Source organism: Pseudomonas sp. MPFS (genome assembly GCF_022537035.1).
GTDB lineage: Bacteria > Pseudomonadota > Gammaproteobacteria > Pseudomonadales > Pseudomonadaceae > Aquipseudomonas > Aquipseudomonas sessilinigenes.
The window spans coordinates 1,662,688-1,685,728 of record NZ_CP066123.1; the positions used below are offsets into that span (position 1 = coordinate 1,662,688).

At 64.1% G+C, this 23,041-nt stretch carries 27 protein-coding genes; 14 read left to right on the top strand and 13 right to left on the bottom strand.

Going from position 1 to position 23,041, the window contains the following annotated elements:
• Positions 1–62 precede the first annotated feature (62 nt).
• Both I9018_RS07655 and I9018_RS07660 read left to right on the top strand, forming a co-directional pair.
• Positions 63–1,244, top strand: a complete 1,182-nt coding sequence (locus I9018_RS07655) for a low temperature requirement protein A (protein ID WP_241109127.1) — start codon at positions 63–65, stop codon at positions 1,242–1,244.
• Positions 1,245–1,329: 85 nt separating this feature from the next.
• Positions 1,330–1,695, top strand: coding sequence for a 5-carboxymethyl-2-hydroxymuconate Delta-isomerase (locus tag I9018_RS07660; protein ID WP_068586135.1), 366 nt, complete (start codon positions 1,330–1,332; stop codon positions 1,693–1,695).
• A gap of 48 nt (positions 1,696–1,743) precedes the next feature.
• Here the strand turns inward: I9018_RS07660 and I9018_RS07665 are convergent, their stop codons facing one another.
• The 5 genes from I9018_RS07665 to I9018_RS07685 form a co-directional block, all read right to left on the bottom strand.
• The gene (locus I9018_RS07665) at positions 1,744–2,682 is read right to left on the bottom strand and encodes a LysR family transcriptional regulator (RefSeq protein WP_068586165.1); all 939 of its coding nucleotides are present in this window, start codon (positions 2,680–2,682) and stop codon (positions 1,744–1,746) included.
• 180 nt (positions 2,683–2,862) lie between these two features.
• Positions 2,863–3,771: a DMT family transporter gene (locus tag I9018_RS07670; RefSeq protein WP_241109128.1), complete on the bottom strand. Its 909-nt coding sequence runs from the start codon at positions 3,769–3,771 to the stop codon at positions 2,863–2,865.
• Positions 3,772–3,802: 31 nt separating this feature from the next.
• Positions 3,803–4,987: a cyanate transporter gene (locus tag I9018_RS07675; protein WP_241109129.1), complete on the bottom strand. Its 1,185-nt coding sequence runs from the start codon at positions 4,985–4,987 to the stop codon at positions 3,803–3,805.
• A gap of 171 nt (positions 4,988–5,158) precedes the next feature.
• Positions 5,159–5,629 (bottom strand): cyanase, encoded by a 471-nt coding sequence (gene cynS, locus I9018_RS07680; RefSeq protein ID WP_068586127.1) that lies wholly within the window; start codon positions 5,627–5,629, stop codon positions 5,159–5,161.
• A gap of 35 nt (positions 5,630–5,664) precedes the next feature.
• Positions 5,665–6,324: a carbonic anhydrase gene (locus tag I9018_RS07685; RefSeq protein ID WP_241109130.1), complete on the bottom strand. Its 660-nt coding sequence runs from the start codon at positions 6,322–6,324 to the stop codon at positions 5,665–5,667.
• Positions 6,325–6,432: 108 nt separating this feature from the next.
• On the opposite strand from I9018_RS07685, the gene cynR reads away from it, so the two are divergent.
• Positions 6,433–7,320, top strand: coding sequence for a transcriptional regulator CynR (gene cynR / locus I9018_RS07690; protein WP_068586121.1), 888 nt, complete (start codon positions 6,433–6,435; stop codon positions 7,318–7,320).
• On the opposite strand, the gene I9018_RS07695 is transcribed toward cynR, so the two are convergent.
• Positions 7,299–8,081, bottom strand: coding sequence for a transporter substrate-binding domain-containing protein (locus I9018_RS07695; RefSeq protein WP_068586118.1), 783 nt, complete (start codon positions 8,079–8,081; stop codon positions 7,299–7,301). The two genes, cynR and I9018_RS07695, sit on opposite strands and share 22 nt — an antisense overlap.
• Before the next feature lie 174 nt (positions 8,082–8,255).
• Between I9018_RS07695 and I9018_RS07700 the strand changes: the two genes are divergently transcribed.
• From I9018_RS07700 to I9018_RS07715, 4 genes are all read left to right on the top strand, one after another.
• Positions 8,256–8,918: a class I SAM-dependent methyltransferase gene (locus I9018_RS07700; protein WP_241109131.1), complete on the top strand. Its 663-nt coding sequence runs from the start codon at positions 8,256–8,258 to the stop codon at positions 8,916–8,918.
• Between the two features lie 121 nt (positions 8,919–9,039).
• The gene (rnd, locus tag I9018_RS07705; protein WP_068586116.1) at positions 9,040–10,173 is read left to right on the top strand and encodes a ribonuclease D; all 1,134 of its coding nucleotides are present in this window, start codon (positions 9,040–9,042) and stop codon (positions 10,171–10,173) included.
• Positions 10,170–10,463, top strand: a complete 294-nt coding sequence (locus tag I9018_RS07710) for a YcgL domain-containing protein (RefSeq protein WP_068586113.1) — start codon at positions 10,170–10,172, stop codon at positions 10,461–10,463. Before rnd ends, I9018_RS07710 begins: the two co-directional genes overlap by 4 nt.
• A 119-nt stretch (positions 10,464–10,582) precedes the next feature.
• The gene (locus I9018_RS07715; protein WP_068586110.1) at positions 10,583–11,515 is read left to right on the top strand and encodes a D-2-hydroxyacid dehydrogenase; all 933 of its coding nucleotides are present in this window, start codon (positions 10,583–10,585) and stop codon (positions 11,513–11,515) included.
• 64 nt (positions 11,516–11,579) lie between these two features.
• Here I9018_RS07715 and I9018_RS07720 read toward each other — a convergent pair whose 3' ends face one another.
• Positions 11,580–12,173, bottom strand: coding sequence for a nitroreductase family protein (locus I9018_RS07720; protein ID WP_068586107.1), 594 nt, complete (start codon positions 12,171–12,173; stop codon positions 11,580–11,582).
• Positions 12,174–12,443: 270 nt separating this feature from the next.
• On the opposite strand from I9018_RS07720, the gene I9018_RS07725 reads away from it, so the two are divergent.
• Together I9018_RS07725 and I9018_RS07730 are read left to right on the top strand one after the other, a co-directional pair.
• Entirely contained in the window at positions 12,444–12,893 is a 450-nt protein-coding gene (locus I9018_RS07725) for a YcgN family cysteine cluster protein (protein WP_241109132.1), read from the top strand.
• Between the two features lie 54 nt (positions 12,894–12,947).
• Positions 12,948–14,183 (top strand): hypothetical protein, encoded by a 1,236-nt coding sequence (locus I9018_RS07730; protein ID WP_241109133.1) that lies wholly within the window; start codon positions 12,948–12,950, stop codon positions 14,181–14,183.
• An 8-nt stretch (positions 14,184–14,191) separates the two neighbouring features.
• Here the strand turns inward: I9018_RS07730 and I9018_RS07735 are convergent, their stop codons facing one another.
• The 3 genes from I9018_RS07735 to I9018_RS07745 form a co-directional block, all read right to left on the bottom strand.
• A complete protein-coding gene (locus I9018_RS07735) occupies positions 14,192–14,566 on the bottom strand; it encodes a DUF2892 domain-containing protein (RefSeq protein ID WP_241109134.1) in 375 nt (124 codons plus the stop codon).
• 82 nt (positions 14,567–14,648) lie between these two features.
• A complete protein-coding gene (locus I9018_RS07740) occupies positions 14,649–15,116 on the bottom strand; it encodes an RNA methyltransferase (RefSeq protein ID WP_031321120.1) in 468 nt (155 codons plus the stop codon).
• Positions 15,117–15,214: 98 nt separating this feature from the next.
• The gene (locus tag I9018_RS07745; protein ID WP_241109135.1) at positions 15,215–15,589 is read right to left on the bottom strand and encodes a YajD family HNH nuclease; all 375 of its coding nucleotides are present in this window, start codon (positions 15,587–15,589) and stop codon (positions 15,215–15,217) included.
• A gap of 171 nt (positions 15,590–15,760) precedes the next feature.
• Here I9018_RS07745 and I9018_RS07750 point away from each other — a divergent pair, with 171 nt between their 5' ends.
• The gene (locus tag I9018_RS07750; RefSeq protein WP_068586093.1) at positions 15,761–16,048 is read left to right on the top strand and encodes a hypothetical protein; all 288 of its coding nucleotides are present in this window, start codon (positions 15,761–15,763) and stop codon (positions 16,046–16,048) included.
• A gap of 18 nt (positions 16,049–16,066) precedes the next feature.
• Here I9018_RS07750 and I9018_RS07755 read toward each other — a convergent pair whose 3' ends face one another.
• Both I9018_RS07755 and I9018_RS07760 read right to left on the bottom strand, forming a co-directional pair.
• Positions 16,067–16,540, bottom strand: coding sequence for a cyclic nucleotide-binding domain-containing protein (locus I9018_RS07755; RefSeq protein WP_068586090.1), 474 nt, complete (start codon positions 16,538–16,540; stop codon positions 16,067–16,069).
• Positions 16,541–16,633: 93 nt separating this feature from the next.
• Positions 16,634–18,688: a S9 family peptidase gene (locus I9018_RS07760; RefSeq protein WP_124346045.1), complete on the bottom strand. Its 2,055-nt coding sequence runs from the start codon at positions 18,686–18,688 to the stop codon at positions 16,634–16,636.
• A 109-nt stretch (positions 18,689–18,797) separates the two neighbouring features.
• Here I9018_RS07760 and I9018_RS07765 point away from each other — a divergent pair, with 109 nt between their 5' ends.
• The 3 genes from I9018_RS07765 to I9018_RS07775 are packed head-to-tail and all read left to right on the top strand — an operon-like array spanning position 18,798 to position 20,649.
• A complete protein-coding gene (locus I9018_RS07765) occupies positions 18,798–19,286 on the top strand; it encodes an MFS transporter (protein ID WP_241109136.1) in 489 nt (162 codons plus the stop codon).
• A 33-nt stretch (positions 19,287–19,319) separates the two neighbouring features.
• Positions 19,320–20,096, top strand: a complete 777-nt coding sequence (locus I9018_RS07770; RefSeq protein ID WP_068586078.1) for a class II glutamine amidotransferase — start codon at positions 19,320–19,322, stop codon at positions 20,094–20,096.
• A 10-nt stretch (positions 20,097–20,106) separates the two neighbouring features.
• On the top strand, positions 20,107–20,649 hold the full coding sequence (locus I9018_RS07775) for a DUF2937 family protein (RefSeq protein WP_241109137.1): 543 nt from the start codon (positions 20,107–20,109) through the stop codon (positions 20,647–20,649).
• Between the two features lie 7 nt (positions 20,650–20,656).
• Here the strand turns inward: I9018_RS07775 and I9018_RS07780 are convergent, their stop codons facing one another.
• On the bottom strand, positions 20,657–21,577 hold the full coding sequence (locus I9018_RS07780; RefSeq protein ID WP_241109138.1) for a LysR family transcriptional regulator: 921 nt from the start codon (positions 21,575–21,577) through the stop codon (positions 20,657–20,659).
• Positions 21,578–21,710: 133 nt separating this feature from the next.
• Between I9018_RS07780 and I9018_RS07785 the strand changes: the two genes are divergently transcribed.
• The gene (locus I9018_RS07785; protein ID WP_241109139.1) at positions 21,711–22,994 is read left to right on the top strand and encodes an MFS transporter; all 1,284 of its coding nucleotides are present in this window, start codon (positions 21,711–21,713) and stop codon (positions 22,992–22,994) included.
• The last annotated feature ends 47 nt before the right edge of the window (positions 22,995–23,041 follow it).

Consider the following 23,041-nt stretch of genomic DNA (forward strand, 5'->3'; position numbering starts at 1 on the left):
GTCGATGGCACCTGCTTTGCTCAGTGAAGCCCTTGTGCAAGTCCTAACCGCGGAGAATGTCCATGAGTCCAAACCGTTCCCTGTTGCGTGGCCGCGGCAGCCAAGACAGCGGCAAGGTGGGCATGGTCGAGCTGTTCTTCGACCTGGTGTTCGTGTTTGCCGTGACCCAGTTGTCCCATGCCTTGCTGGCGCACCTGTCCCTGGGCGGGGCGCTGCAGGTTGCCCTGCTGATGGTGGCGGTGTGGTGGGTATGGATCTTCACCTCATGGATCACCAACTGGCTGGACCCGGAAACCCTGCCGATCCGCCTCGGGCTATTCGTGCTGATGGTCGCGGGGCTGCTGTTGTCGTCCTCGATTCCCCACGCGTTTGGCGAGCGGGGCCTGCTGTTCGCCGGCGCCTATGTGTTCATGCAAGTGGGGCGTACCGCCTATTCGCTGTGGGCGGTACGGGGCGAGCCGCTGAACATGACCCGCAACTTCCAGCGGATTCTCCTGTGGTTGATGTTCTCCGGTGTGTTCTGGATCGCTGGTGGACTGCTGCAAGGGCCTGGCCGCCTGGTTTGCTGGGTGCTGGCACTGGGCATCGAAGTGTTGTCGCCGTCCGTGTATTTCTGGGTGCCGGGGCTGGGCCGCTCGACCCTGGATGACTGGAATATCGAAGGCAACCACATGGCCGAACGCTGTGCGTTGTTCGTGATCATCGCCCTGGGCGAGTCGTTGCTGGTCACCGGTGCCACCTTCGCCGAACTGGCTACCACGGCCCAGGGACTGCTGGGATTCGTGGTCGCCGTGCTGGGCAGCATCGCCATGTGGTGGGTGTATTTCGACAGCGGCGCCGAGCGTGCCCACCACCGCATCGCGCATTCCGCCGATCCAGGACGCCAGGCGCGGATCGCCTACACCTACATCCACTTGCTGATCATCGCCGGGATCATCGTCAGTGCGGTGGCCGACGAACTGGTGCTGGTCCATCCGGATCATGCCAGCCAGGCGGGGGTGTTGGTGATCGTCGCCGGGCCCTGGCTGTTCCTGCTGGGCTGCGCCTTGTTCAAGTGGGTGATGAACGACCGGCCGCTGCCACCGTTATCGCATCTGGCGGGGCTGGGGAGCCTGGCGTTGCTGTTGCCGTTCGCCTGGAGCCAGGTGTTTTCCGCCTTGGCCCTGGGCAGCCTGGCCAGCCTGGTGATGCTGGTGGTCGCAGCCTGGGAAACCCTGGTCCTGCGCGAGCGAGGCGCGGTGTAGCCATACGGCCAATGGAGGATTCATCCGGTCCGGGGCTTGTGTAGTATGTAGCGCCTTTTTCCCCTGATTGACTGGGAGCTCCACCATGCCGCACCTGCATATGGAATACACCGCCAACCTGCCTCAGCTGGACACCGACAAGGCGCTGCTGCGACTCAATCACGCGCTGGTGGCGTCCGGGCAGTTTTCCGATGAGTTCGACATCAAGAGCCGCGCGGTGAAAGTGGAGTCGTTCCGGGTCGGCACCGGTCTTGGCGAGCGGGCCTTTGTCCACGTCAAGCTGGCCCTGCTCAGTGGCCGTTCGCCGGAGATCAAGAAGCAACTGTCCGAAAGCCTGCTGGCCGTACTGCAGGATCTGGCCCCCTGGCCGGCCGAGTTGCAGGTCCAGCTGTGCGTGGAACTCCTGGATATCGATCGCGCTTCCTACACCAAGGCCGCCATCGGTCTCTGACGCTGCCAGGCGCCAGGCCCAGGCTCCCGGGGCGGGTATCCCGGGAGCCTAGAGCTGGCCTTGCTCGGCGCAGACCTTGACCACCTGCTCACGGAACCAGGTCTGCGCGCTGTCCTGATCGGTGTCCTGGCTCCACTGCATGTCCAGGGTAAATCCCGGCAGGCCGCTGGGCGCCTCGCAGTGATTGAACACCGCCTCATTGGCCAGCAGGGCCTGGATGCGTCGGGGCAGGGTGAGGATGAAATCGGTGCCGGTGATCATCTTCAAGGCTGCGCTGTAGCTATTGGAGCGGGCGACGATCTGGCGCTTCTGGGCCTGGCGCGCCAACCAGCCATCCACCATGTTGCTGTCCGAGGTCCAGGGCGTGGGGAACACATGCCGTCGTTCGATGAACGATTGCAGGCTGAAGCGTGGTTCCTCGGGCGGCGTCGCGCGCTTGTCGAACACGCACACCAGATCGTCCTCCAGCAGCATCTGTGACTTGAGATCGGCATGGCTGCGATGGAAGTTGGGGCCAAAGCAGATCACCAGGTCGAGGCTGCCATCGCGCAGCTCATCGGCCGGGATATCGGTTTCCAGCTTCTGTACGTTCACTGTCACCGGCAGGTCGGCGTAGTCGAAACCCTTGAGCAGGCGCGGCAGGATCAGCAGCTCGAAGTATTCCGGAGCGCAGAGGTTGAAGGTCACTGCCTGGCGGGTCGGATCGAAGGCCGCCACCCCGCTGTGGCAGAGATTGATGCTCTCCAGGATCTTCAGCACATGGCTGTACATGCTGGTGGCCTTGTAGGTCGGGCGCATGCCTGTGCGGGTGTTGACGAACAACTCGTCCTGGAAGCTGTTGCGCAGTTTCTTCAGGCAATAGCTGACGGTGGACTGGCTGACGCACAGGGTTTCCGAAACCCCGGTGACACTGCTTTGCTCGTACACCGCGATAAAGACCATGAGGTCTTGCATGTCGAGTTTTCTGAGCACATTGCTGATGAGCATCCGTTTCATCCCACTGGGCACCTGGCGCCGGTGGCGCGCAAACCGGATCGATGCTAGCGGAACGATCGTCCTAGTTAAATGCCCGGAGCCGGGATTCGCGGACAGCATCGGGACATTAATTTCCGATAACACGACCTGCACAGTTTCGCGCAAAAAAGCGCCCTGTGTCCCAGCCTGATTTCAGGCCGTTACCGCCTTGGGGCGGCTGCTGCGCACCAGGCCCAGCATACCCAGCGCAACCAGCAGGACGCCGAGCAGTTCCCCCGGGTGCGGTGCCTGGCCGAGCCACAGCCAATGGAACAGAGTCAGGAACAACGTGCTCAGGTACACATAGGAAATCACCGTCGAAGGGGCGATCACGCCAATGGCCCGGTGCAACAGCCAGAAGGTCGCCAGGGTCGCGAACATCGCCAGGTACAGCAGCCACAGCAGGTCGTTGCCAGTGAGCAGGCTGGCGCTGCGCCAACCACCGCTGGCCAGGCAGGCGACGAACAGGAACAAGGAGCCGAAAAGCATGTTCCAGAACGTCATCGCTGCCGGGCTGCGGCCCTGCAAGCTGCCCGCCTTGAAACGCTGGCTCAGGGGTGGATAGGCCGCCATGGCCAGGCAACCCAGGCCATAGACACCCATGGCGTACCACGACGGCAGTTGGTCCGGCGCACCGCCCTTGAGGATCAGCAGCAGCGCACCTGCGGCGGCGGTCAGCATTGGCAGCAACCGGCGCCGGCGACTGTCGCCGGGCAACAACCACCCTTCGAACAATAGGGTCAGCAACGGCACCAGGGTGTACAGGGTTCCGGTATTGACCGCCGAGGTGTGGCGCAGGGCCTCGAACAACGAGCCGAAGTACAGCGCCAGCAGCAGGCCGAGCGCGCCATGGGCCGCCAGCGCTGCCAGGGTCATCGAGGACAGGCCGCGGGACCACAGCAGGGGCACGAACAGCAAGGCTGAAAACAGCAGGCGCAGGGCCGTCAGCAGCACGGGATCGATGGCGCGGCTGACCTGGGCGGCAGCGAAGAAGGAGGCGGCGATCAAGGCCGCCCAGAGCAGCATGCCGAGGTTGGCCTGGGTGAAGTTCACAGGGGTCATGCAGGCCTCCCGGGCCGGGGTACAAGGCGGCTCAACGAATGTGCCTGGCGTAGTGCCGGGGATCGAAGCGCAGCACCATGAGGATCATCAACAGCATCACCGTGGTCAGCGACCACCAGGCCCATTCGAAGCTGCCCAGTTGGTCGCGGATCATGCCTGCCAGCAGTGGCGACAGCCCGGCGATCAGGTAGCCGATGCCCTGCACGAAGGCTGTCAGGCCACCGGCGCGGCGCGGATCGCCCAGGTGATCCAGGGAGACGATCAGGCTCATCGGGAACAGCCCGCCGATACCCAGGCCCAGCAGGCAGGGCCAGAGCAGGCTCAGGTGTTGCGGGCTGAGGATCAGGCCGCAGAAACCGGCGATGATCAGTGTCAGCAGGGCCACCAGCACCAGGCGGCGATCCTGGCTGCGGTTGGCGATGGCTGGGGTGATAAGGCCGGAGATCACCTCCATGGCGGTGAGAAACCCCAGTAGCAGGCCGGCATTCTGTTCGCTCCAGCCGTTCTCCACGTAGTAAGGGGCAAGCCAGGCCAGTACGCAGGTATAGGAGGCGGTACCCAGGCCGAAGAACACCGCCAGCAGCCAGGCCCGGCGGTTGCTGGCGAACGATTCGCGGCCACCACGGGCGGCCGGCAGGCTGGGCAGGGAACGACGCTGGGCATACCAGAACACCAGGGCCAACAAGGCCAGGGCCGCCCAGATCGCCAGGGCCAGGCGCCAGCTGCCGCTCTGGTTCATCACCAGGGGGGCGAAAGAGGCGGCGATGGCTGCGCCGCCCATGATCGAGGTGACATACAGGCCCATGAACAGCGAGACATTGTCGGCGAAGCGTGACTTGATCAGCGCCGGCATCAACGCCTGGATCAGGGCGATGCCGATCCCGGCCAGGACAGCGCTGAGGATCAGCTCTGCAGCCGAGTCCATGAACAACCGCGACACCGTGGCCAGGCCGATGATCAGCAGGGACAGGACCACGGTGCGGTGCTCGCCCAGGCGTTGGCTGATGCCCATGCCGAAGAACATCGCCAGGCCCATGGCCATGACCGGCAGCATGGTCAGCAACGAGGCCAGGCTGAAACTCAGGGGAATATCGCCACGAATGCCCGAGAGCAGCGGGCCGACAGCGGCCATCGACGGCCGCAGGTTGAGGGCCACCAGGACTACGCTGGCCATCAGCCAGAGTGCGGGGCGGGAGGTTGCACGAACGCTTTCCATAACCAGACCTTCAGTAAGCAGTGGGCTGATTAGGCGGTGCCGTGCGTGCCGGGGGCAAATCAGAAAGTTTGCCGCACTATTTAAAAATTAAATAAGACTTAAGCGGCAAGCGGCAAGCGGCAAGCGGCAAGCTCCAAGCCGCAAGCATGCGCTTGAGGCTTGCCGCTGCTCTTAGAACGGCTTGGTCGGCAGGTACTTGCCATCCAGGGTGATCACCGCACGGGAGCCGCCTTCGGGGTCCTCGACCTTCTTGATGTCCAGCTTGAAGTTGATGGCGCTGATGATGCCGTCGCCGAACTGCTCGTGGACCAGGGCCTTGAGGGTCGAGCCGTAGACCTGGAGCATTTCATAGAAGCGGTACACGGTCGGGTCGGTGGGGATGCCGCCAGGGATGCTGCCACGCGAGGGGATGCTTTGCAGCAGGCGGCTGGCGTCCTGGTCCAGGCCCAGTTTGTCGCACACCAGGTCGGCTGCGGCGGCCGGCAGGGCGTGCTGGCCCAGCAGGGCGGCGGTGACGAAGGCCAGGCTCAGCCCGGTGCCGTCGGTGAGGTCCTGCCAGGACAGGTTCTTGCGCGCCTTGGCGTCGATGATGGTGTCGGCCAGGGCCAGGCGTGGGGCTTGGGCGAATTGGGATTGCAGCATGGGTGGATTCCTCTTGGGTGAGTGAAGGTTGCTGCTCAGGCAGCGGTCGAAGGGCGGCTGGCCAGGGCACAGGTATACGGGTGCTCGGCCAGGGACACGAAGCGCCGGGCAGGGCCGTCGAGGGCGGCGATGGCGCCGCTCTCGATGTCGTAGACCCAGCCATGCAGGTTCAGCCGGCCCTGCTCCAGGGCCAGGGCCACCGAGGGGTGCGTCTTCAGGTTAGCCAACTGGGCGATGACGTTGTCCCGGACCAGGGCGTCCAGGTGTTCGGCGGGCGAGGCATGGTGCCGCGCGGCGTTGATCACTCGGGCCGATTCGGCATGGCGCAGCCAGTTGGCCACGGCAGGCAGGTGGTCCAGGCACTTGCAGGTGGAAAGGGCGGTCATGGCGCCGCAGTCGGAGTGGCCGCAGATGACGATGTCGCTCACCCCCAGTACCGCCACCGCGTATTCCATCGTGGCCGATACGCCGCCGGGCTCGGGGCCGTAGCTGGGCACGATGTTGCCAGCGTTGCGGATCACGAACAGATCGCCAGGCTCTTGCTGGGTCAGCAGTTCCGGCACCACCCGGCTGTCGGAGCACGTGACGAACAGCGTGCCGGGGCTCTGGGCGCTGGCCAGTTGCTTGAACAGTTCGCTGCGCTGGGGGAAGGCTTCGCGCTGGAACTTGAGGAAGCCGTCGATGATGTGCTGCATGGGAGTCTCCTTGCGTCGCTGATGGGGCAAGGATGGGCGGTTGCAGCTATAGCGTCCAAGACCGGTTTATTATGCTTTCCATAAGTCATGCCTATAGTTGGGACTGCCATGCTCTTGCGTCATATCCGTTACCTGCTGGCCGTGGCCGAGCACTGCAACTTCACCCGCGCCGCCGAGGCGCTGCACGTGTCGCAGCCGACCCTGTCGCAGCAGATCAAGCAACTGGAGGAGTCCCTGGGGGCGCCGTTGTTCGATCGGTCCGGGCGCAGCGTGCGCCTGACCGATGCCGGCCAGGCCTATGTCGCCTATGCCCGGCGTGCCCTGCAGGACCTGGAAGCCGCGCGGCGGGCGATGCACGACGTGCAGGACCTGAGCCGGGGTTCATTGCGCCTGGCCCTGACCCCGACCTTCACCGCCTACCTGGCCGGGCCCTTGCTCAGCCGGTTCAACCAGCGCTATCCGGGCATCCGCCTGAGCATCGAGGAAATGACCCAGGATCGCCTGGAGGCGGCCCTGGCTGAAGATCGCCTGGACCTGGGCATTGCCTTCGCCGGCGAGCACCTGGCGGAAATCGAGCCCCAGGATCTGTTCAGCGAGACCCTGAGCCTGGTGGTCGGCCCGCAGTACCAGGCCCGGGAGCAAGAGCCGCTGGATGCCGAGGCGCTGGGGCGTCAATCGCTGGCATTGCTCAGTGGCGACTTCGCCACCCGCCGCCATATCGACCTGTATTGCCGCCAGCAGGGCATTGCGCCATGCATCGCCATCGAGGCCAATTCGGTCAGTGCGCTGGTGGAGATCGTGCGTCGCGGGCAGCTGGTGACGTTGTTGCCCAGTGCCATTGCCCGGGAACAGCCGGGCTTGCGCGCACTGGCCCTGGCCTCACCCCTGGCGCCGCGCAGCGTGGTGCTGCTGGGGCGCCGGGGCGCCTATCGCAGCGCGGCTTGCCAGGCTTTCCGGCAGTTACTGGAGCAGGATTACGGCGCCGCCAACCACTGATTGACCACCTGGTCGTAGGCGCCGGTGGCCTTGCTCAGGTGCAGCCACTGGTCGACGTAGCTCTTCCAGGCCACATCGTCCCGGGGCAGGAGGAAGGCCTTCTCGCTGTACTGCAGGGCATGCTCGGGGTTGACCGCGCACAGTCCCGGCTTGCGTCGTTGCTGGAAGCGCGCCTCCGAGGCATCGGTGATCATCACGTCGGCCTTGTGGCTGAGCAACTGGTCGAAGATCTTCACGTTGTCGGCGAACAGCGTCAGGTCGGCGTTGGGCAAGCGGGTGCGGGCGAAGACTTCGTTGGTGCCTCCCGGCGGTTCGATCAGGCGTACCGAAGGCTGGTTGATCTGCTCCACGCTCTGGTAGAGCTTGAGGTCCTGGCAGCGCACCAGGGGAATCTTGCCATCGACGCCCAGGGGCTGGCTGAAGAAGGCCTTTTTCTGACGCTCCAGGGACACCGAGATCCCGCCCACGGCGATATCGCATTGCTGGCTCTGGAAGTCCGCCATCAGGCTCTTCCAGGTGGTGTTGACCCACTTCACCCTGACTCCGAGGCTCTGGGCCAGGGATTCGGCCATGGCAATGTCGATGCCCTCGTAGTGCCCGTCATCGCGCAGGTAGCTGTAGGGCTTGTAGTCGCCGGTGGTGCAGACCGTCAGGTGGCCGCGTTCGAGCACCTGGTCCAGGTGCGAGGTCGACTCCTGGGCAAGGGCAAGGGCGGGGGCCGCGAGGCCGAACAGGGTACTGAGCAGAAGGCGTGGGAGCATCGAGTCGTTCCTTGAATGGCGGCTGGGCATAGTGCAGGAGCCTTGTCGGGGCGGGCAAGGGCCTGGATATTGCCGCGCGGCCGTGGCCAATGGCGGCTTGACCGGCTTTCGACCTTTTTTTCACGTATGGCTGGTTAACCTGTGGCCCTGGATTCCAACAAGAGTTTGCCAGTCATGTCGTCCCACCCCCCACCGTCCATAGAGCTGGAGTTCGCTCGGCGCTACGACCAGGAGCATGCGCGCGTCTGCCGTGAGCCCCGACCTGCCGGGGTGGGCACGCGCCTGGCGCTCTGGCGTACGACGCGGCTGGTGCGCCATGCCTTGAGCGTGGCTGGCGAGCCCGGGTTGATCCTGGATGTGGCGTGTGGGGCTGGGCGTTATTGGCCGGTGCTGGCCGAGCATGGCAACCGGGTGATCCTGGCGGCGGACCCTTCCGAGGAAATGCTGAGCCACGCCCAGACTCATCATCCGGTCAGCCTGATGAAGCGGATCAAGACCTTCCATAGCTCGGCGTTCGATATCGGCCTGTCGGCCAACGCGGTGGACAGCATCATCTGCATGCAGTTGTTCGCCCATGTCACCCATGGCGAGGACCGCCTGGCCCTGTTGCGCGAGTTCCACCGGGTCAGTCGTGACTCGGTGATCGTCGCGACCCGGGTCGAGTACTTCTTGCAGTCCTGGCAGCGTGCGGCCACCGCTGCCGGTGCTCTGCCCCTGGTGAGCAAGGTGCAGCTGGAGGCCGAGTTCGCCGAAGCCGGATTCGACGTCCTCAGCCACCATGACCTGTTTCCCGGATGCGCCCCTTCACGGATCTACGTGTTGAGTAAACAGGGCTAGTCCAGGCTCCCGGACTATTCTTGTTTTTCGTCCCGGGGTTTCTCGCAGGCTCTTATCGGACCAATGCTCGGAAATGGCCGGGGCGATATATACTGCGCGCCATTCTTCAAGGGAGAGCCGTGTGGCCATCGATATACACTGGATTCGCGACAACGATAGCCTCGGTCAGTTTTGCGCCGAATGGCAGCACCTGCCCTTCGTCGCCCTCGACACCGAATTCATGCGGGTCGACACTTTCTATCCCATCGCCGGCCTGTTGCAGGTGGGTGATGGGCAGCGCGCCTACCTGATTGACCCTTTGACCATCGACAACTGGCAACCCTTGGCCGAGCTGCTGGAGAACCCGGCAGTGGTCAAGGTGGTGCACGCCTGCAGCGAGGATCTCGAAGTCCTGCTGCGCCTGACAGGGAGCCTGCCCGCGCCGTTGTTCGATACGCAACTGGCGGCGGCTTACCTGAACCTGGGGTTCTCCATGGGTTATTCGCGCCTGGTGCAGGAAGTCCTGGGCATCGAGTTGCCCAAGGGCGAGACCCGCTCCGACTGGCTGCAACGCCCGCTCTCGGAAACCCAGGTCAGCTATGCCGCCGAAGATGCCGTGCACCTGGCCCAGGTGTTCGGCCAGTTGCGTGCCAAGCTGTCTGACGACAAGTACCGCTGGGTGCTTGAGGACGGTGCCGAGCTGGTGGCCAACCTGCGTCGCGAAGTGGACCCCAACGAGGTTTACCGCGATGCCAAGCTGGCCTGGAAACTGTCCCGTGCCCAGCTGGCGGTACTGCGCGAGCTGTGTGCCTGGCGCGAGCGTGAGGCGCGAGCCCGCGACTTGCCGCGCAATCGAATCGTTCGTGAACATGCGCTCTGGCCCCTGGCCAGGACCCAGCCCGATACCTTGTCGGCGCTGGCCAAGATCGAAGACATGCACCCACGGACCGTACGCCAGGATGGCGAGTTCCTCCTGGACCTGATCAAGCGCACCGCCAAGCTCGGTCCGGAGCAGTGGCCGCCGGCCCTGCCCGAGCCGTTGCCGATCGAAGCGTCGGCCCTGCTCAAGCGCCTGAAGGCGGTGGGCCAGGCCGAAGCGGAGCGCCTGGACATCGCGCCGGAACTGATGCTGCGCAAGAAAACCCTGGAAAGCCTGCTCAAGAGCGGCTTTCCCAATGGGCCTTACCAATTGCCTGATTCGCTGCGTGGCTGGCGCCGCGAATTGATGGGCCAGGCGCTGCTGGACAGCCTGGCCACTGCCGGAGAACAGCCTTGAAACATATCTGCTCCATCTACCGAAGCCCGCGCAAGAACGAGATGTACCTCTACGTGCTCAAGAGCGAAGCCCTGGAGCGCGTGCCGGAAACCCTGCTGGCGGCGTTCGGCAAGCCGCAGCATGCCTTCGACCTGGTGTTGACCCCGGAGCGCAAGCTGGCTCGGGAAGATATCCAGAAAGTGCTGGAGAATCTCGACAAGCAGGGTTATCACCTGCAGATGCCACCGGCCGAAGACGAGTACATCGAGCACCTGCCCGAAGAGTTGCTACGCCGCAATGATCCGGTCTGACTCCTGGTAGGCGCTCGGTCCCGGACGCCCTTGCTGTGCACTTGACTGACCTGGCCACCCTGAACGATGGAGCGACACTCCATCGACGGTGGCCTGCACCGTTTTTTAAGGTTTGAACCATGCGCGTTCTGATTGCCGAACACGACCACGCTATTTATGCCCGCCTGTTGCGTCAGGCGGCTGCGGACCTGGATGTTCTGACCAGTGGCGATTCCGCCGAATTGGCTCGCCTGGCAGTGGACTGCCCGGTATGGCTCGGCCAGCCGGACCTGTTGGCGACCCTGCTGCGCCAGGGGCACAAGCCCCAGTGGTTGCAATCGACATGGGCCGGCATCACGCCCTTGCTGGCCGATGGCCTGCCTCGCCACTATCGCCTGACCCGGGCGGTGGGGATCTTCGGCCAGGTGATGGCCGAGTACGTGCTGACCTACATCCTGGGCCACGAGCGCGAAGTGTTGGCGCGCCTGGTCAGCCAGGTGGAACGCAAGTGGGACAACCGCCTGGGCCAGAGCCTGGTAGGGCGCAAGGTCCTGATCGTCGGTACCGGTGATATCGGCCAGAGCGTGGCGCAATTCCTGGTGCCGTTCGGCGTCAAGCTCTATGGCATCGCCAGCCAGGCCCGTGAACAGGCGCCCTTTATCGAGGTCGCCGGCCTCAAGGACCTGGGACGGCTGGTGGGCGAGGTGGATTACGTGGTCAACCTGTTGCCCAACACGCCCAGCACCCATGACTTGTACGATGCGGCGCTGTTCAAGCAATTCAAGTCAACGGGCTTGTTCATCAATGTCGGACGTGGTGTGTCGGTGGTCGATGCGGACCTGGTGCAGGCCCTCAAGGACGGCCACCTGGCTGGCGCGGTGATCGATGTCTGTCGCCAGGAACCATTGCCACAGCGCCATCCGTTCTGGACTGCCTGGGGCCTGCTGCTGACGGGCCACAGCTCGGCACCGACCTCGCCGGAACTGATGGTGCAGCTGTTCGTGGAGAACCTGCGGGCCTACCAGTCCAAGCAGCCCCTGCGCGGCGAAGTGGATTTCGCCCGGGGCTACTAGGACGCCGAAGCGGCAAGCTCCAAGCTCCAAGCTCCAAGCTTGAGGTTTGCAGCTTGAGGCTTGTTTAGAGATTGAAGTCGCCTTCGGATACGGTTTCGCTCAGTGGGCGACGCGGGCTCGGTACTTCGCGGGCCTGCAGGTAGTCGGCCAGGGTCGACTTGTCGCCCAGCTTGCCCACTGCCACGGCAGCGTGTAGGGCATAGCCTTCGGGAATCTTCAGCTCCTTGCGGGTCAGCTCCTGGTCGAAGCCGGCCATGCCATGGGTGTGCCAGCCGCTGAGGCTGGCTTGCAGTGCCAGGTGGCCCCAGGCCGAACCGGTGTCGAAGGTGTGCCACAGGGCCGGGGTTTCCTCGCTGGCGCCTGGGGCGGTGAAGGTGGTCTTGGACATCACGATCACCAGGGCCGAAGCGTGTTGCGCCCAGCCACGGTTGAATTCGTTGAGCAGGCCCAGGAAGCGTTCCCAGTTCGGCGTGTCGCGGCGGGCATAGAGAAAGCGCCAGGGTTGCGAGTTGTAGGCCGAAGGTGCCCAGCGTGCGGCTTCGAAGAAGCTCAGCAGGGTTTCCTCAGGGATGGCTTCTGCGGTGAAGGCCCGTGGTGACCAGCGCTGGGTGAATTGCGGGTGGATGGTGTAGTCGGCAACGCGAGGATTGGCGCTCATGCAAAGACTCCATACAACGTTGGGAAAATGGAATAACCGGCAGGCGCAGTTGGCTGGGCGCAGAGGCTTTCCTGACCCCGTGGGGTGCGCCGGATACAACGCGGTGAGCGTGGATGGCATCCGGGGCGAGGGTCGGTTCGGAAAGCAAAGCTACTGTGCCCATTGGCGGCTGGCAAGCTCCGGGCTACCGACAGTCGCCAATGCTTGGCCCGCCGGGCCTTCGGCACTAGACTGGCGGCCTTTTCACCCTTGGAAACTGATTCTCGAACCATGGCCGCCAAAGTCGAACCATTCTGGATACGCAAGACCCTCGAACAACTCGACCAGGAGGAATGGGAGTCGTTGTGCGATGGCTGCGGCCTGTGTTGCCTGCAAAAGCTCGAGGACGAGGACGACAACAGCGTCTATTACACCCGAATCGCCTGCAAGCTGCTGGACCTGAAGACCTGCCAGTGCATTGACTACGCCAACCGTCGCGAGTCGGTGCCCGACTGCATCCAGCTCACGCCGGGCAAGGCCGATGAATTCAAGTGGCTGCCACCCACTTGCGGTTACCGCCTGGTGAGCGAAGGCAAGGACCTGCCGCTCTGGCACCACCTGGTGTGCGGCGATCGCGATGCGGTGCACCATGAGCGCATTTCCCAGTCCGGACGCATGCTGGCCGAAGGTAGCGTGGCGGAAGAAGACTGGGAGGATCACCTGATTTTTCGCGCAGGCTGAGGCATCGCCGCGCTGACCTCGAGCCCAGGGCGGGCTCTCAAGCAAGGAGTGTGTATGAGGGGGAGGGCGAAGCTGGCGCTGGCCATGGCGCTGCTGGCGTTGAATGCATCGGCCTGGGCCGCGCAGAAAGTCGATCTGGATTACCACGTGCGTTTCCTGCCCCAGAGCGACCAGGCCGAAGTACGCCTGACCCTGGCTGAAGGGTCGGCGCTGCGCAGCCTGGATTTTGACCTGGGCCAGAGTGGTGACTACAGCGACTTCAAGGCCGATGGCCAATGGCAGGCTGCGCCGGCCGAGACCGGCGAGCAGCGCGGTATCTGGCGCCCGGCCAGCGGCAAGGCCAGCCTGAGCTACCGGGTACGCTTGAGCCATAGCCCGAAGAAGGGCAGCTACGACAGCCGCAGCCATGCCAACTGGGCCTTGGTGCGCGGTGAGACGCTGGTGCCGCCGGCCCGGCTCGATCAACAAGATGGCATCGAGCTGGTGGCACGCCTGGATTTCGAACTGCCCAGCGGCTGGAAGAGTGTCGAGACGGCATGGCCGCGGATCGGCAAGCAGCGCTTTCGCATCGATAACCCCTCGCGCCTGTTCGATCGTCCCCTTGGCTGGATGCTCGCCGGTAACCTGGGCAGCCGCCGCACGCGCCTGGGAAGCACCGAGGTCAGTGTGGTTTCACCCCTGGGCCAGGGTATGCGCCGCATGGATATCCTGACGTTGCTCACTTTCGTCTGGCCCCAGGTGCAGGCGGTGTTTCCACGCCAGCCGGGCAAGCTGCTGATCGTCGGCGCCGCTGATCCCATGTGGCGCGGTAGCCTGGCCGGTCGCGATTCGTTGTACCTGCACAGCCGCCTGCCGTTGATCGGCGAGAACGGCAGCAGCCCGCTGTTGCGGGAGCTGGTGCAATCCCTGGCCCGAATCAACGACAGCCAGCACAGCGACTGGATCAGCGAAGGACTGGCCCAGTACTACGCCATCGAGTTGTTGCGCCGGGCCGGAGGGATCAGCGATGAGCGCTATCAGGTGCTGCAAAAGCGCCTGGCCCGGGACGGCCACAAGGTCAGCAGCCTGCGCGGCGAGCAGGTGGATAGCGCAACGGTGGCCAGGGCGGTGCTGTTGCTACAGGAGCTGGATCGGGAGATCCGCCTGAAAACCCGCAACAAGCGCTCACTGGACGATGTGCTGCAAGCGGCGATGCGCCTGGAAAGCGTCAGTACCGCCGAGTTCATCCAGTTGAGCGAAAGCGTGCTGGGGGAATCATCCAGGGTCCTGGACAGCCCGTTGCTACGTTGACCCGGGGCTCAGTCCTGGGGGGCGGGGAGGTTGGTATCCTCGGCGGTTGTCTTTGGACGACGTCCGGCGGCATCGGCAGTGGCCTTCAGGTTGCGTAGCTCCGCCGAGGCTTGTTCGATCTTCGTCCTTACGTGGTGCATGTCCCGGCGGCTCTTTTCCAGCAGGCTCTTGGCCGAACTGTGGCCCGTGATGCCTCGGGCCAGGGCCACACCGCCGAGCGCCACCTGTACCAGGCCGAACACACCGCCGCGGCGCAGGCCCTTGCCCACCATCACCACGCCACCGGCCAGCGAGCCGATGCGCTCCCAACCCTGGACGTTCTGCTGCGAAGGGCTCTGGAACGGGGTCGACTCTATCGTCTGCAACTGTTTGCGCTCGCTCATGATCTGTCTCCTGGGGCGGTGAGTGATATAGGGCTGACTGCGAAGAGCCCCTGGCGGTTCCCGGGCATCGAGCGGCGATGCTTCAGAACTTGGGACCGGAGCGGGTGTTGTTGCCCTTGGCCAGGCGGTCGTAGAGCACCACGTTGACCGTGGCCGCCAAATTCATGCAGCCGTTGGTGGGGATGTAGATCACGTCTTCGCACCAGTCGCGGATTTCCTTGTCGAGGGAGCCGTCTTCCGGGCCGAAAATGTACAGGGCGCGATCCGGGTGGGTGTATTCGGGCAGTGGGCGGGCGCCTTCGACCAGCTCCACGGCAACGGGAATACAGCCTAAGGGGAGGATCTTCTTCAGGTCGTCGATGCCGATCAGCGGAATGTCCTGATGGACTTTCTTGGTGTCGGTGACGAAGTCGCGGGCACGTTCATAGCGCTTGCCGGTGTAGAACACCGAGGCGACGCCATAGCAGCCAGCGGCGCGCATCACCGAACCGACGTTCTCCGGTGACTTGGGGTTATACAAACCGATGCAGCTGTACCTTTTGTTTGCCACGAGCGAGGAGCCTTGGAGAAAAAAGCGCGATTATACGGCGATTGTTCCAAGGCCGGGGGCCGTTGTGGCCAGGGAGAGCCCTGGCCACATCCGCATTCTCAATCGTCTTTCTTCAACATTCCGGCCAGGGCGGCGAAGGGGTTGTGGGTGGCCTTGGCGACTTTCGGCGTGCTCAGGGAGCCCTCGCCGAAATACTGCTGGTCGGTGTAGCGCGAGTGTTCGTTGTCGTGGCAGTACAGGCACAGCAATTCCCAGTTGGAGCCGTCCTGGGGATTGTTGTCGTGGTTGTGGTCGCGGTGGTGCACGGTCAGCTCGCTCAGGCGCTTGCCGGAGAACTCACGGGCGCAGCGGCCGCAGACGTGGGGGTACATTTTCAGCGCCTTGTCGCGGTAGCCCATTTCCCGGTCGCGCTGGGCGTCGGCAAGGATGCGGTCCAGCTTGGCGGTGTTGGAGCTAGGAGTGGACGAACTCATGGGTTCACCTTTGTAGAAAGACTAATGACGGTAATGGGTGAAGTTTAGCCCAGGCCCTTGGGGCCTCGTCAGTCCCGGCATGACGAAACCTTGCCGGGACATCGTATTGGGGCAGGCAAAACCCTGCGGTTGGGAGTAGCCTGACGCCAGACAATAGCCATGGAGTCATTGATGAAACGCACTATTGCGACGGTGCTGACACTGGCGGCGACCCTTGCCGCAGGAATGGGCCCGACCTGGGCCGATGAGCCACAAAGCGCTCCGGTGGTCACTCCCACGCCGACACTCGGCACGCCGGGAACCGCCACGCCCACCCCTTACCCACAAGTGACTCCCCCCAGCACTCCGAAGGCCAGCAATGGCGGCGCGCCGCTGTTGCCGCCAATCGACATGCCCAAGCCGCCCAAGGATCAGACCCAGCCAGCTCCTGAGCAGAACGACAGCAAGTCGGGTCGCTAGGGAGCGGCCTGGCCAGGGTCAGACCTGCTGTGCGAGCAACTGGCCGTCGGCCATGCGCAGGCGCTTGGACAGCGAGACAGCCAGGGCGCGGATGATCTTGGCGGCGATCTTCGGCGCATCATTGAGCATTTTCTCCAGGGAGTCCTTGCCCAGGTTGAGCAACTGGCAATCGCTGGCCGCCACGCAGGTGGCGGAGCGCCGTTCGCCATCGAGTACCGCCATTTCGCCAAAGGCCCGGCCGCTGCGCAGGGTCGCGACGCTCAAGAGCTGGCCGTCGTGACTGCGCTTCTGCACGGCTACCTGGCCGCTGTGGATGATGCACATGAAGCTACCGGCATCGCCCTCATGAAAGATCGCCTCGCCCTGGGCGATGCTGCTGATGCTGAAGTAGCCGGCCGCCGCGTTGAAGTCGGCGGGCAACAGTTGGTCGAACAGGCCGCAGTCCATCAGCCAGTCACGGATTTCATTGTTCAGCAGGGTGGGTTCGGACATGGGATCACGGTCTTTTTCTTGTGTCGGTGGCTTGGGCGCAGGCCCGGATCGGCGGCGGTCCCGGATTAAGACAGGAGCGCCGCCGGGAGTTCCTCAGCCCAGGCCCAGAATGTTCAGGACAAAGGCATATTCGAGGGCTACGTCACGTAATCCCTGATAGCGCCCGCTCATGCCGCCGTGGCCGGCGCCCAGTTCGGTCTTGAGCAACAGCAGGTTGTCGTCGGTCTTGGTCGCCCGCAGCCTGGCCACCCACTTGGCGGCTTCCCAGTACTGCACGCGGCTGTCGTTGTAGCCGGCGATCACCAGCGTGGCCGGGTAGGCCTGGGCCTGCACGTTCTCGTAAGGGGCGTAGGCCTTGATGCGTGCATGCACCTGCGGCTCCTCGGGGTTGCCCCATTCGTCGTACTCGGTGACGGTCAATGGCAGTTCCGGGTCGAGCATGGTGTTGAGCACATCGACGAACGGCACTTCGGCGATGGCCACCTGGAACAGCTCGGGGCGCTGGTTGAGCACCGCGCCGATCAGCAGGCCGCCAGCGCTGCCACCGCTGATGGCCAGCTGGCGGGAGGTGGTCAGGCCCTGGGCCACCAGGTGCTCGGCGCAGGCGATGAAGTCGCTGAAGGTGTTCTGCTTGTGCTCCTGCTTGCCGGCTCGGTACCAGGCTTCGCCCAGCTCGCCGCCACCTCGCACATGGGCGATGGCGAAGGCCATGCCGCGATCGAGCAGGCTCAGGCGGGCATGGGAGAACCACGGGTCGAGGCTCTCGCCATAGGCACCGTAGCCATACAGGTACAGGGGCGTAGGACGGCCCAGGTACTCGCGCTTGACCACCAGGCTGATGGGCACCCGGGTGCCATCGGTGGCGGTGGCCCACAGGCGCTGGCTGACATAGGCATCAGGGTCGAACTCGCCCAGCACCGGGGTCTGCTTGAGTACCTGCTGCTGGCCGTCGGCCAGTTGCAACTGGCGTACCTGGGCCGGGCGGTTCAAGGCTTCGTAGCGCAGGCGGATACGCTCGCTGGCGAACTCCAGGCTGTTTTGTACGTGCAGGCTGTAGGCGGCGTCTGGCAATTGCACGCGGTAGCTGGGCAGGCCTTGCGGGTGCACCTCGATGATGGGCAGGCCGCCTTCGCGCAGGCTCAGGGTCATGGCCCCGGCATTGAGGGTCACGCCGTCGAGCATCACCTCGGGGTTATGCGCAACCAGCAGGCGCCAGTCGTCCTGGTCGGGAACACGACCGGTGTCCTGGGCCTGGTAGAGGGCGAAGTTGATGCCCTCGCGATTACTGCGGATGAACCAGGTCCAGCGGCCTTCGAGCTGGCCGTGGTCGACATCGTATTCATGGCCCTCGACCCGGGGCGCCAGGCAGGTGAATGGCTGGTGCGGCTGCTCGGCGTCCAGGGCCCAGCTTTCGCTGGTGGTCTTGCTGCCCAGGGACAACAGCAGGTGGCGTTCGGAGCTGGCGCGGTAGCAATGCAGGAAGAAGCGCCCGTCCGGTTCATGGAACACCTCTTCGGCCGCTGTGCCGTCCAGGCGATAGCGCAACAGCTTGTGTGGACGATGGGTCTCGTCCAGTTCGCCGAAGAACAGGGTCTGGCTGTCGTTGGCCCAGGTCATGCTGCCGTCGCACTGCTGGAACGGCAGTTCGCTGACCTTGTCGTTGGCCAGTTCCTTGACGAACAGGGTGTAGGTCTCCTCGCCGCTGGTGTCGAGGCTATAGGCCAGCCGCTGATGGTCGGGGCTGATGCTGAAGGCGCCCAGGGAGAAGAAACCACCATTGGCCAGGACGTTCGGGTCCAGCAGCAGTTGTTCGCGGCTTTCGTCCACCGTCAGGCTGTCGTCCGCCGGGCGTGGGCAGCGGTAATGCCGGGCGTATTCGTCGCCGGCAGTGGTCCGGGTGTAATACAGATAGGGGCCCCAGGGCGAGGGCAGCGACAGGTCGGTCTCGAGGATTCGTCCCTTGATTTCCTGGAACAGGGCCTCGCGCAGGGGCGCCTGCTGGGCCAGTTGGCGTTCCTGGTAGCTGTTTTCCGCCTTCAGGTAATCGAGCACCGCGTCGGTGTCGCGCTCCTGCAGCCAGGCGTAGGGGTCAGCGCCGGCGGCCTTGTGGGCGATCGGGGCGCTGGTGTCATTGGCAGGTAAGGGCATGGGGGGCTCTCGAACGATGACAAATGAGGGCTTGGCAGACGGCGGGGCAGCCTGACACGGGAAAAGTCGTTATCATAAGCGCCTCTTTGCCTGCCTTGCCACGGACACCATGACCGAGAACGACTATCTGATCGCTTGGGGCTGCTATGCCTTCGCCGCCTTGGGCTGCCTGCTGGTATGGATGCGCCTGACCCGCTGGATGTGGCGCTGGTTGCGCGAGCCGCTGCGCGTGCTGGTCGCCGTGTTGCTGTTCAGCCCGACCATCATCGACCCGGTCAAGGAAAAAATCGCCCCGGCCGTGGCCATCACCGCCCTGGACATGGCCTTCAAGGTGGGTAACAACGCCTGGCGCGCGGTTTCCGATCTGTTCATGTACGGCATGATCGCCTTCGGCGTGTACCTGCTGTTCGTGCTGATCCGCTGGCCGATAGAGCGCTCGATGCGCGAGCGCCGCCAGCGCAGCGAAGCGGCGAAAGCCGCAGCCAAGGCGGCTGAAGCGGAAGATGACCAGCCTTTTGGCAGTGCCGGCAATGACCGTTACGGTCGCCCGCCTGCTGGCAGTGCTCCCCTGAACACGCGGGTCGAGCCGCGTTTGTAACGTTGTCCCCGGCACTGCAGCGAGAGTCCGAGCATGTGTGAATTGTTGGGCATGAGCGCCAATGTACCGACCGACATCGTCTTCAGCTTCACCGGGCTGATGCAGCGTGGCGGTCGTACCGGCCCCCATCGTGATGGTTGGGGCATTGCCTTCTACGAAGGCCGGGGCCTGCGCCTGTTCCAGGACCCTGCGGCCAGCAGCGAGTCGGAAGTGGCCAATCTGGTGCAGCGCTATCCGATCAAGAGCGAAGTGGTCATCGGCCATATCCGCCAGGCCAATGTCGGCAAGGTCTGCCTGGCCAATACCCATCCTTTTGTCCGTGAGCTGTGGGGCCGCAACTGGTGTTTTGCCCATAACGGCCAGTTGGCGGATTTCCAGCCCGAGACCCAGTTCTATCGCCCTGTGGGGGATACCGACAGCGAGGCGGCGTTCTGCGACTTGCTCAATCGGGTCCGCCAGGCATTTCCCGAGCCGGTTGCGATCGAGCAAGTGCTGCCGATCCTGATCCAGGCCTGCAGCGAGTATCGCAGCAAGGGGGTGTTCAACGCCTTGCTCAGCGATGGCGACTGGCTGTTCTGCTACTGCTCCACCAAGCTGGCGCAGATCACCCGGCGCGCACCGTTCGGCCCGGCCCGCCTGAAGGATGTCGATGTGATCGTCGACTTCCAGGCAGAAACCACCCCGGACGACGTGGTCACGGTGATCGCCACCGAACCCTTGACCGAAAACGAAACCTGGACCCGCTACCAGCCGGGACAGTGGAGCCTGTGGCGGCGCGGAGAGTGCATCAGCCATGGCCAGACCGAATAAGGACACTCCTATGTTGCTCAGTTACCTGCGTCTGGTGTTGTTCGCGGCCGGCCTGTTGATCGGTGTGCAAGTGCCGGGCTTCATCAGCGACTACGCCAAGCGGGTCGAAGCCCACATGATCGAATCGCAGAACAGCCTGCAAGGGTTCCAGGCCACCGCGCAGCAGTTCTTCAAGGGCGACCTGAACGCCCTGGTGGCCCATTACCGGGCCAGCGACGATCCGGTGTTTCGCAGCGATGCCGACAGCCTGAGCGGCCTGCTCAGTCGCCAGCTCGCCCTGGACAAGCAGTACCAGGCGATGCAAGGCCCCTGGTACATCCGCATGCTGCAAGTCGCCCTGGCGGCCGATCCTGAGATCCGCAAGGAAACCTGGGATGGCTACAGCTACCAGATCCTGTTGACCCCGGAGGCGATGTCCTGGGCCATGGGCGGCGCCTTGCTGCTGTCCTTCGGCCTGGAATGCCTGTACCGGCTGATCGACTGGGTCGTGCTCGGCGGTCGTCGCCTGCGCCAGAGCCGGCCCATCGAAGAGCGCGATCTCAAGGGGCTCTGAGCCCTCTCTACAGGGACGGTGCCAGGAGCAGATGCTCCTGGCCGACCTTCTGGGCATAGCGTTGCACGACGCGCTGGCACAGCCCGACGATGTCCTCCACCAACTCCACTCCCACCCGCCACGACACCACCACCTGCAGGTTCGGTGGGCGCTGATCGATGTCCAACTGTGTCAGCTCGCCCCGGGCCAGTTCCTCGCGCACCAGCACTGGCGGCAGCGCGCCGATCCCGAAGCCGTCGCGCAGCAGGCGGGTGATGGCCGAGACCGAGTTGACGCAACTGAGCCTGGGAGCCAGCACGCCGCTGGCTTGCATCAGGCTCATCACCTGCTGATGGGGCAGGGAATTCTTCGAGTAGGTGACGATTCGCTCCCGGGCCAGTTCGGCCAGGGAGTCGTAATGGCGGTTGTAGATCGAATCGCTGGCGGCGATCCAGCTGACCGGGTAGCTGGCCAGCTCCAGGCTGCGGATGCTTTCCCGGCGTAGCAGATCGGTCTGCAGCGCCAGGTCCAGAAAGCCCTTTTGCAGTTGCTCGCAAAGATTGAGCGAGGTATCGGCCACTAGCTCGATTTCCACCTGGGGATAGTGGTCCATCATCTGCGCCACCAGGGGGCTGAGCCAGGTGTGGATCACTGTGTCCATGACCCCGATCCGCAGCCGCCCGACCTTGCTCGAGGGCGCCTCTATCGACTGCTTCAATGCCTGCAGGGTGTCGAGCATCTGTTCGGCATGCTCCAGCACCTTCTCCCCTTCCGGAGTCAGGCTCACGCCCCGCGAGTCGCGCAGGAACAGCTTGACCCCCAACTCACCCTCCAGCACCGCGATGCGGCTGGACACGGCTGCCTGGGTGGTGAAGAGCTTTTCCGCAGTCAGGCTGAAGTTCTTCAGCCGAGCGACCCAGATGAAGGTTTCGAGGAACTTGAGATTCATGGGATCAACTTTTCTTATGCCTTGGGACGGCTTTTATTAGTTGGACGGGTGCCAGGCCCGAGTCGAAGAATGCGCCGACCCACGATATGCGTCGTCGGGGCCCAGAACAACACCAATAACCCTGGAGATCGCCATGAGTGCGCCCGAGACACTGGCCGCCAAGGCCCCGCGCCGCGCCGGCCCGTTTGACTGGTATACAGACATCAACCAGCAGGAGCGCCGGGCGTTCTGGAGCTGCAAGATCGGCTATGGCCTGGACGGCATGGACACCCAGATGCTCAGCTTCGTGATCCCGACACTGATCGCGCTCTGGGGGATCACCTCGGCCGAGGCCGGCCTGATTCATACCAGCACCTTGCTCGCCTCGGCCCTGGGCGGCTGGATCGCCGGGATTCTCTCCGACCGCATTGGCCGGGTGCGCACCCTGCAACTCACGGTGCTGTGGTTCGCCTTCTTCACCTTTGTCTGCGGCCTGGCCCAGAACTATGAACAGCTTCTGGTGGCCCGGACCCTGATGGGGTTCGGCTTCGGTGGCGAATGGACCGCCGGTGCGGTGCTGATCGGTGAAGTGATCCGCGCCCAGAACCGTGGCAAGGCAGTGGGCATGGTGCAGTCCGGCTGGGCACTGGGCTGGGGGCTGACGGCGTTGCTCTATGCACTGTTGTTTTCCCTGCTCCCGCCGGAAGACGCCTGGCGTGGCCTGTTCATCCTCGGCATCCTGCCGGCGATCTTCGTGATTTTCGTCCGGCGCCTGGTCAAGGACCCCGAGGTCTATCGGGAAACCCGGGCCAAGGAGGCGCCGAGCAATCCACCGCGCTTCTACGAGATCTTCGCCCCGGGGATCATCAGTACCACCCTGCGGGCCTCGCTCCTGGCCGCGGGTGCCCAGGGCGGCTACTACGCCATTACTTTCTGGCTGCCGACCTTCCTCAAGACCGAGCGCGGCCTGAGCGTGCTCAGCACCGGTGGCTACCTGGCCATGGTGATCGTCGGTTCCTACGTGGGGTATGTGATCAGTGCCTACCTGACCGATATCCTGGGGCGCAAGAAGAACTTCGTACTGTTCGCCGCCGGCTCCTTCACCATCATCCTGCTCTATACGCAGATGCCGGTCAGCAACGCCGTGATGCTCTGGCTGGGTTTTCCCCTGGGCTTCTTCGCCTCGGGTATCTTCAGTGGCATGGGGGCCTTCCTCACCGAGCTGTTCCCCACGCGCATCCGGGGTTCGGGGCAGGGCTTCTGCTACAACAGCGGCCGGGCAGTAGCGGCGCTGTTTCCACTGCTGATCGGCCTGCTCAGCCAACATGTCGCGTTGAGCGTGGCCATCGGCACCTTCGCCGCGGTTTCCTACGCCCTGGTGGTGCTGTCGGCCTTGAGCCTGCCGGAGACCCGGGGCAAGGAACTCGAGGCACGCTAACTGATAACCTGCGAGGCGCGGTATCGCTGCCTTGCAGCGCAAACCTA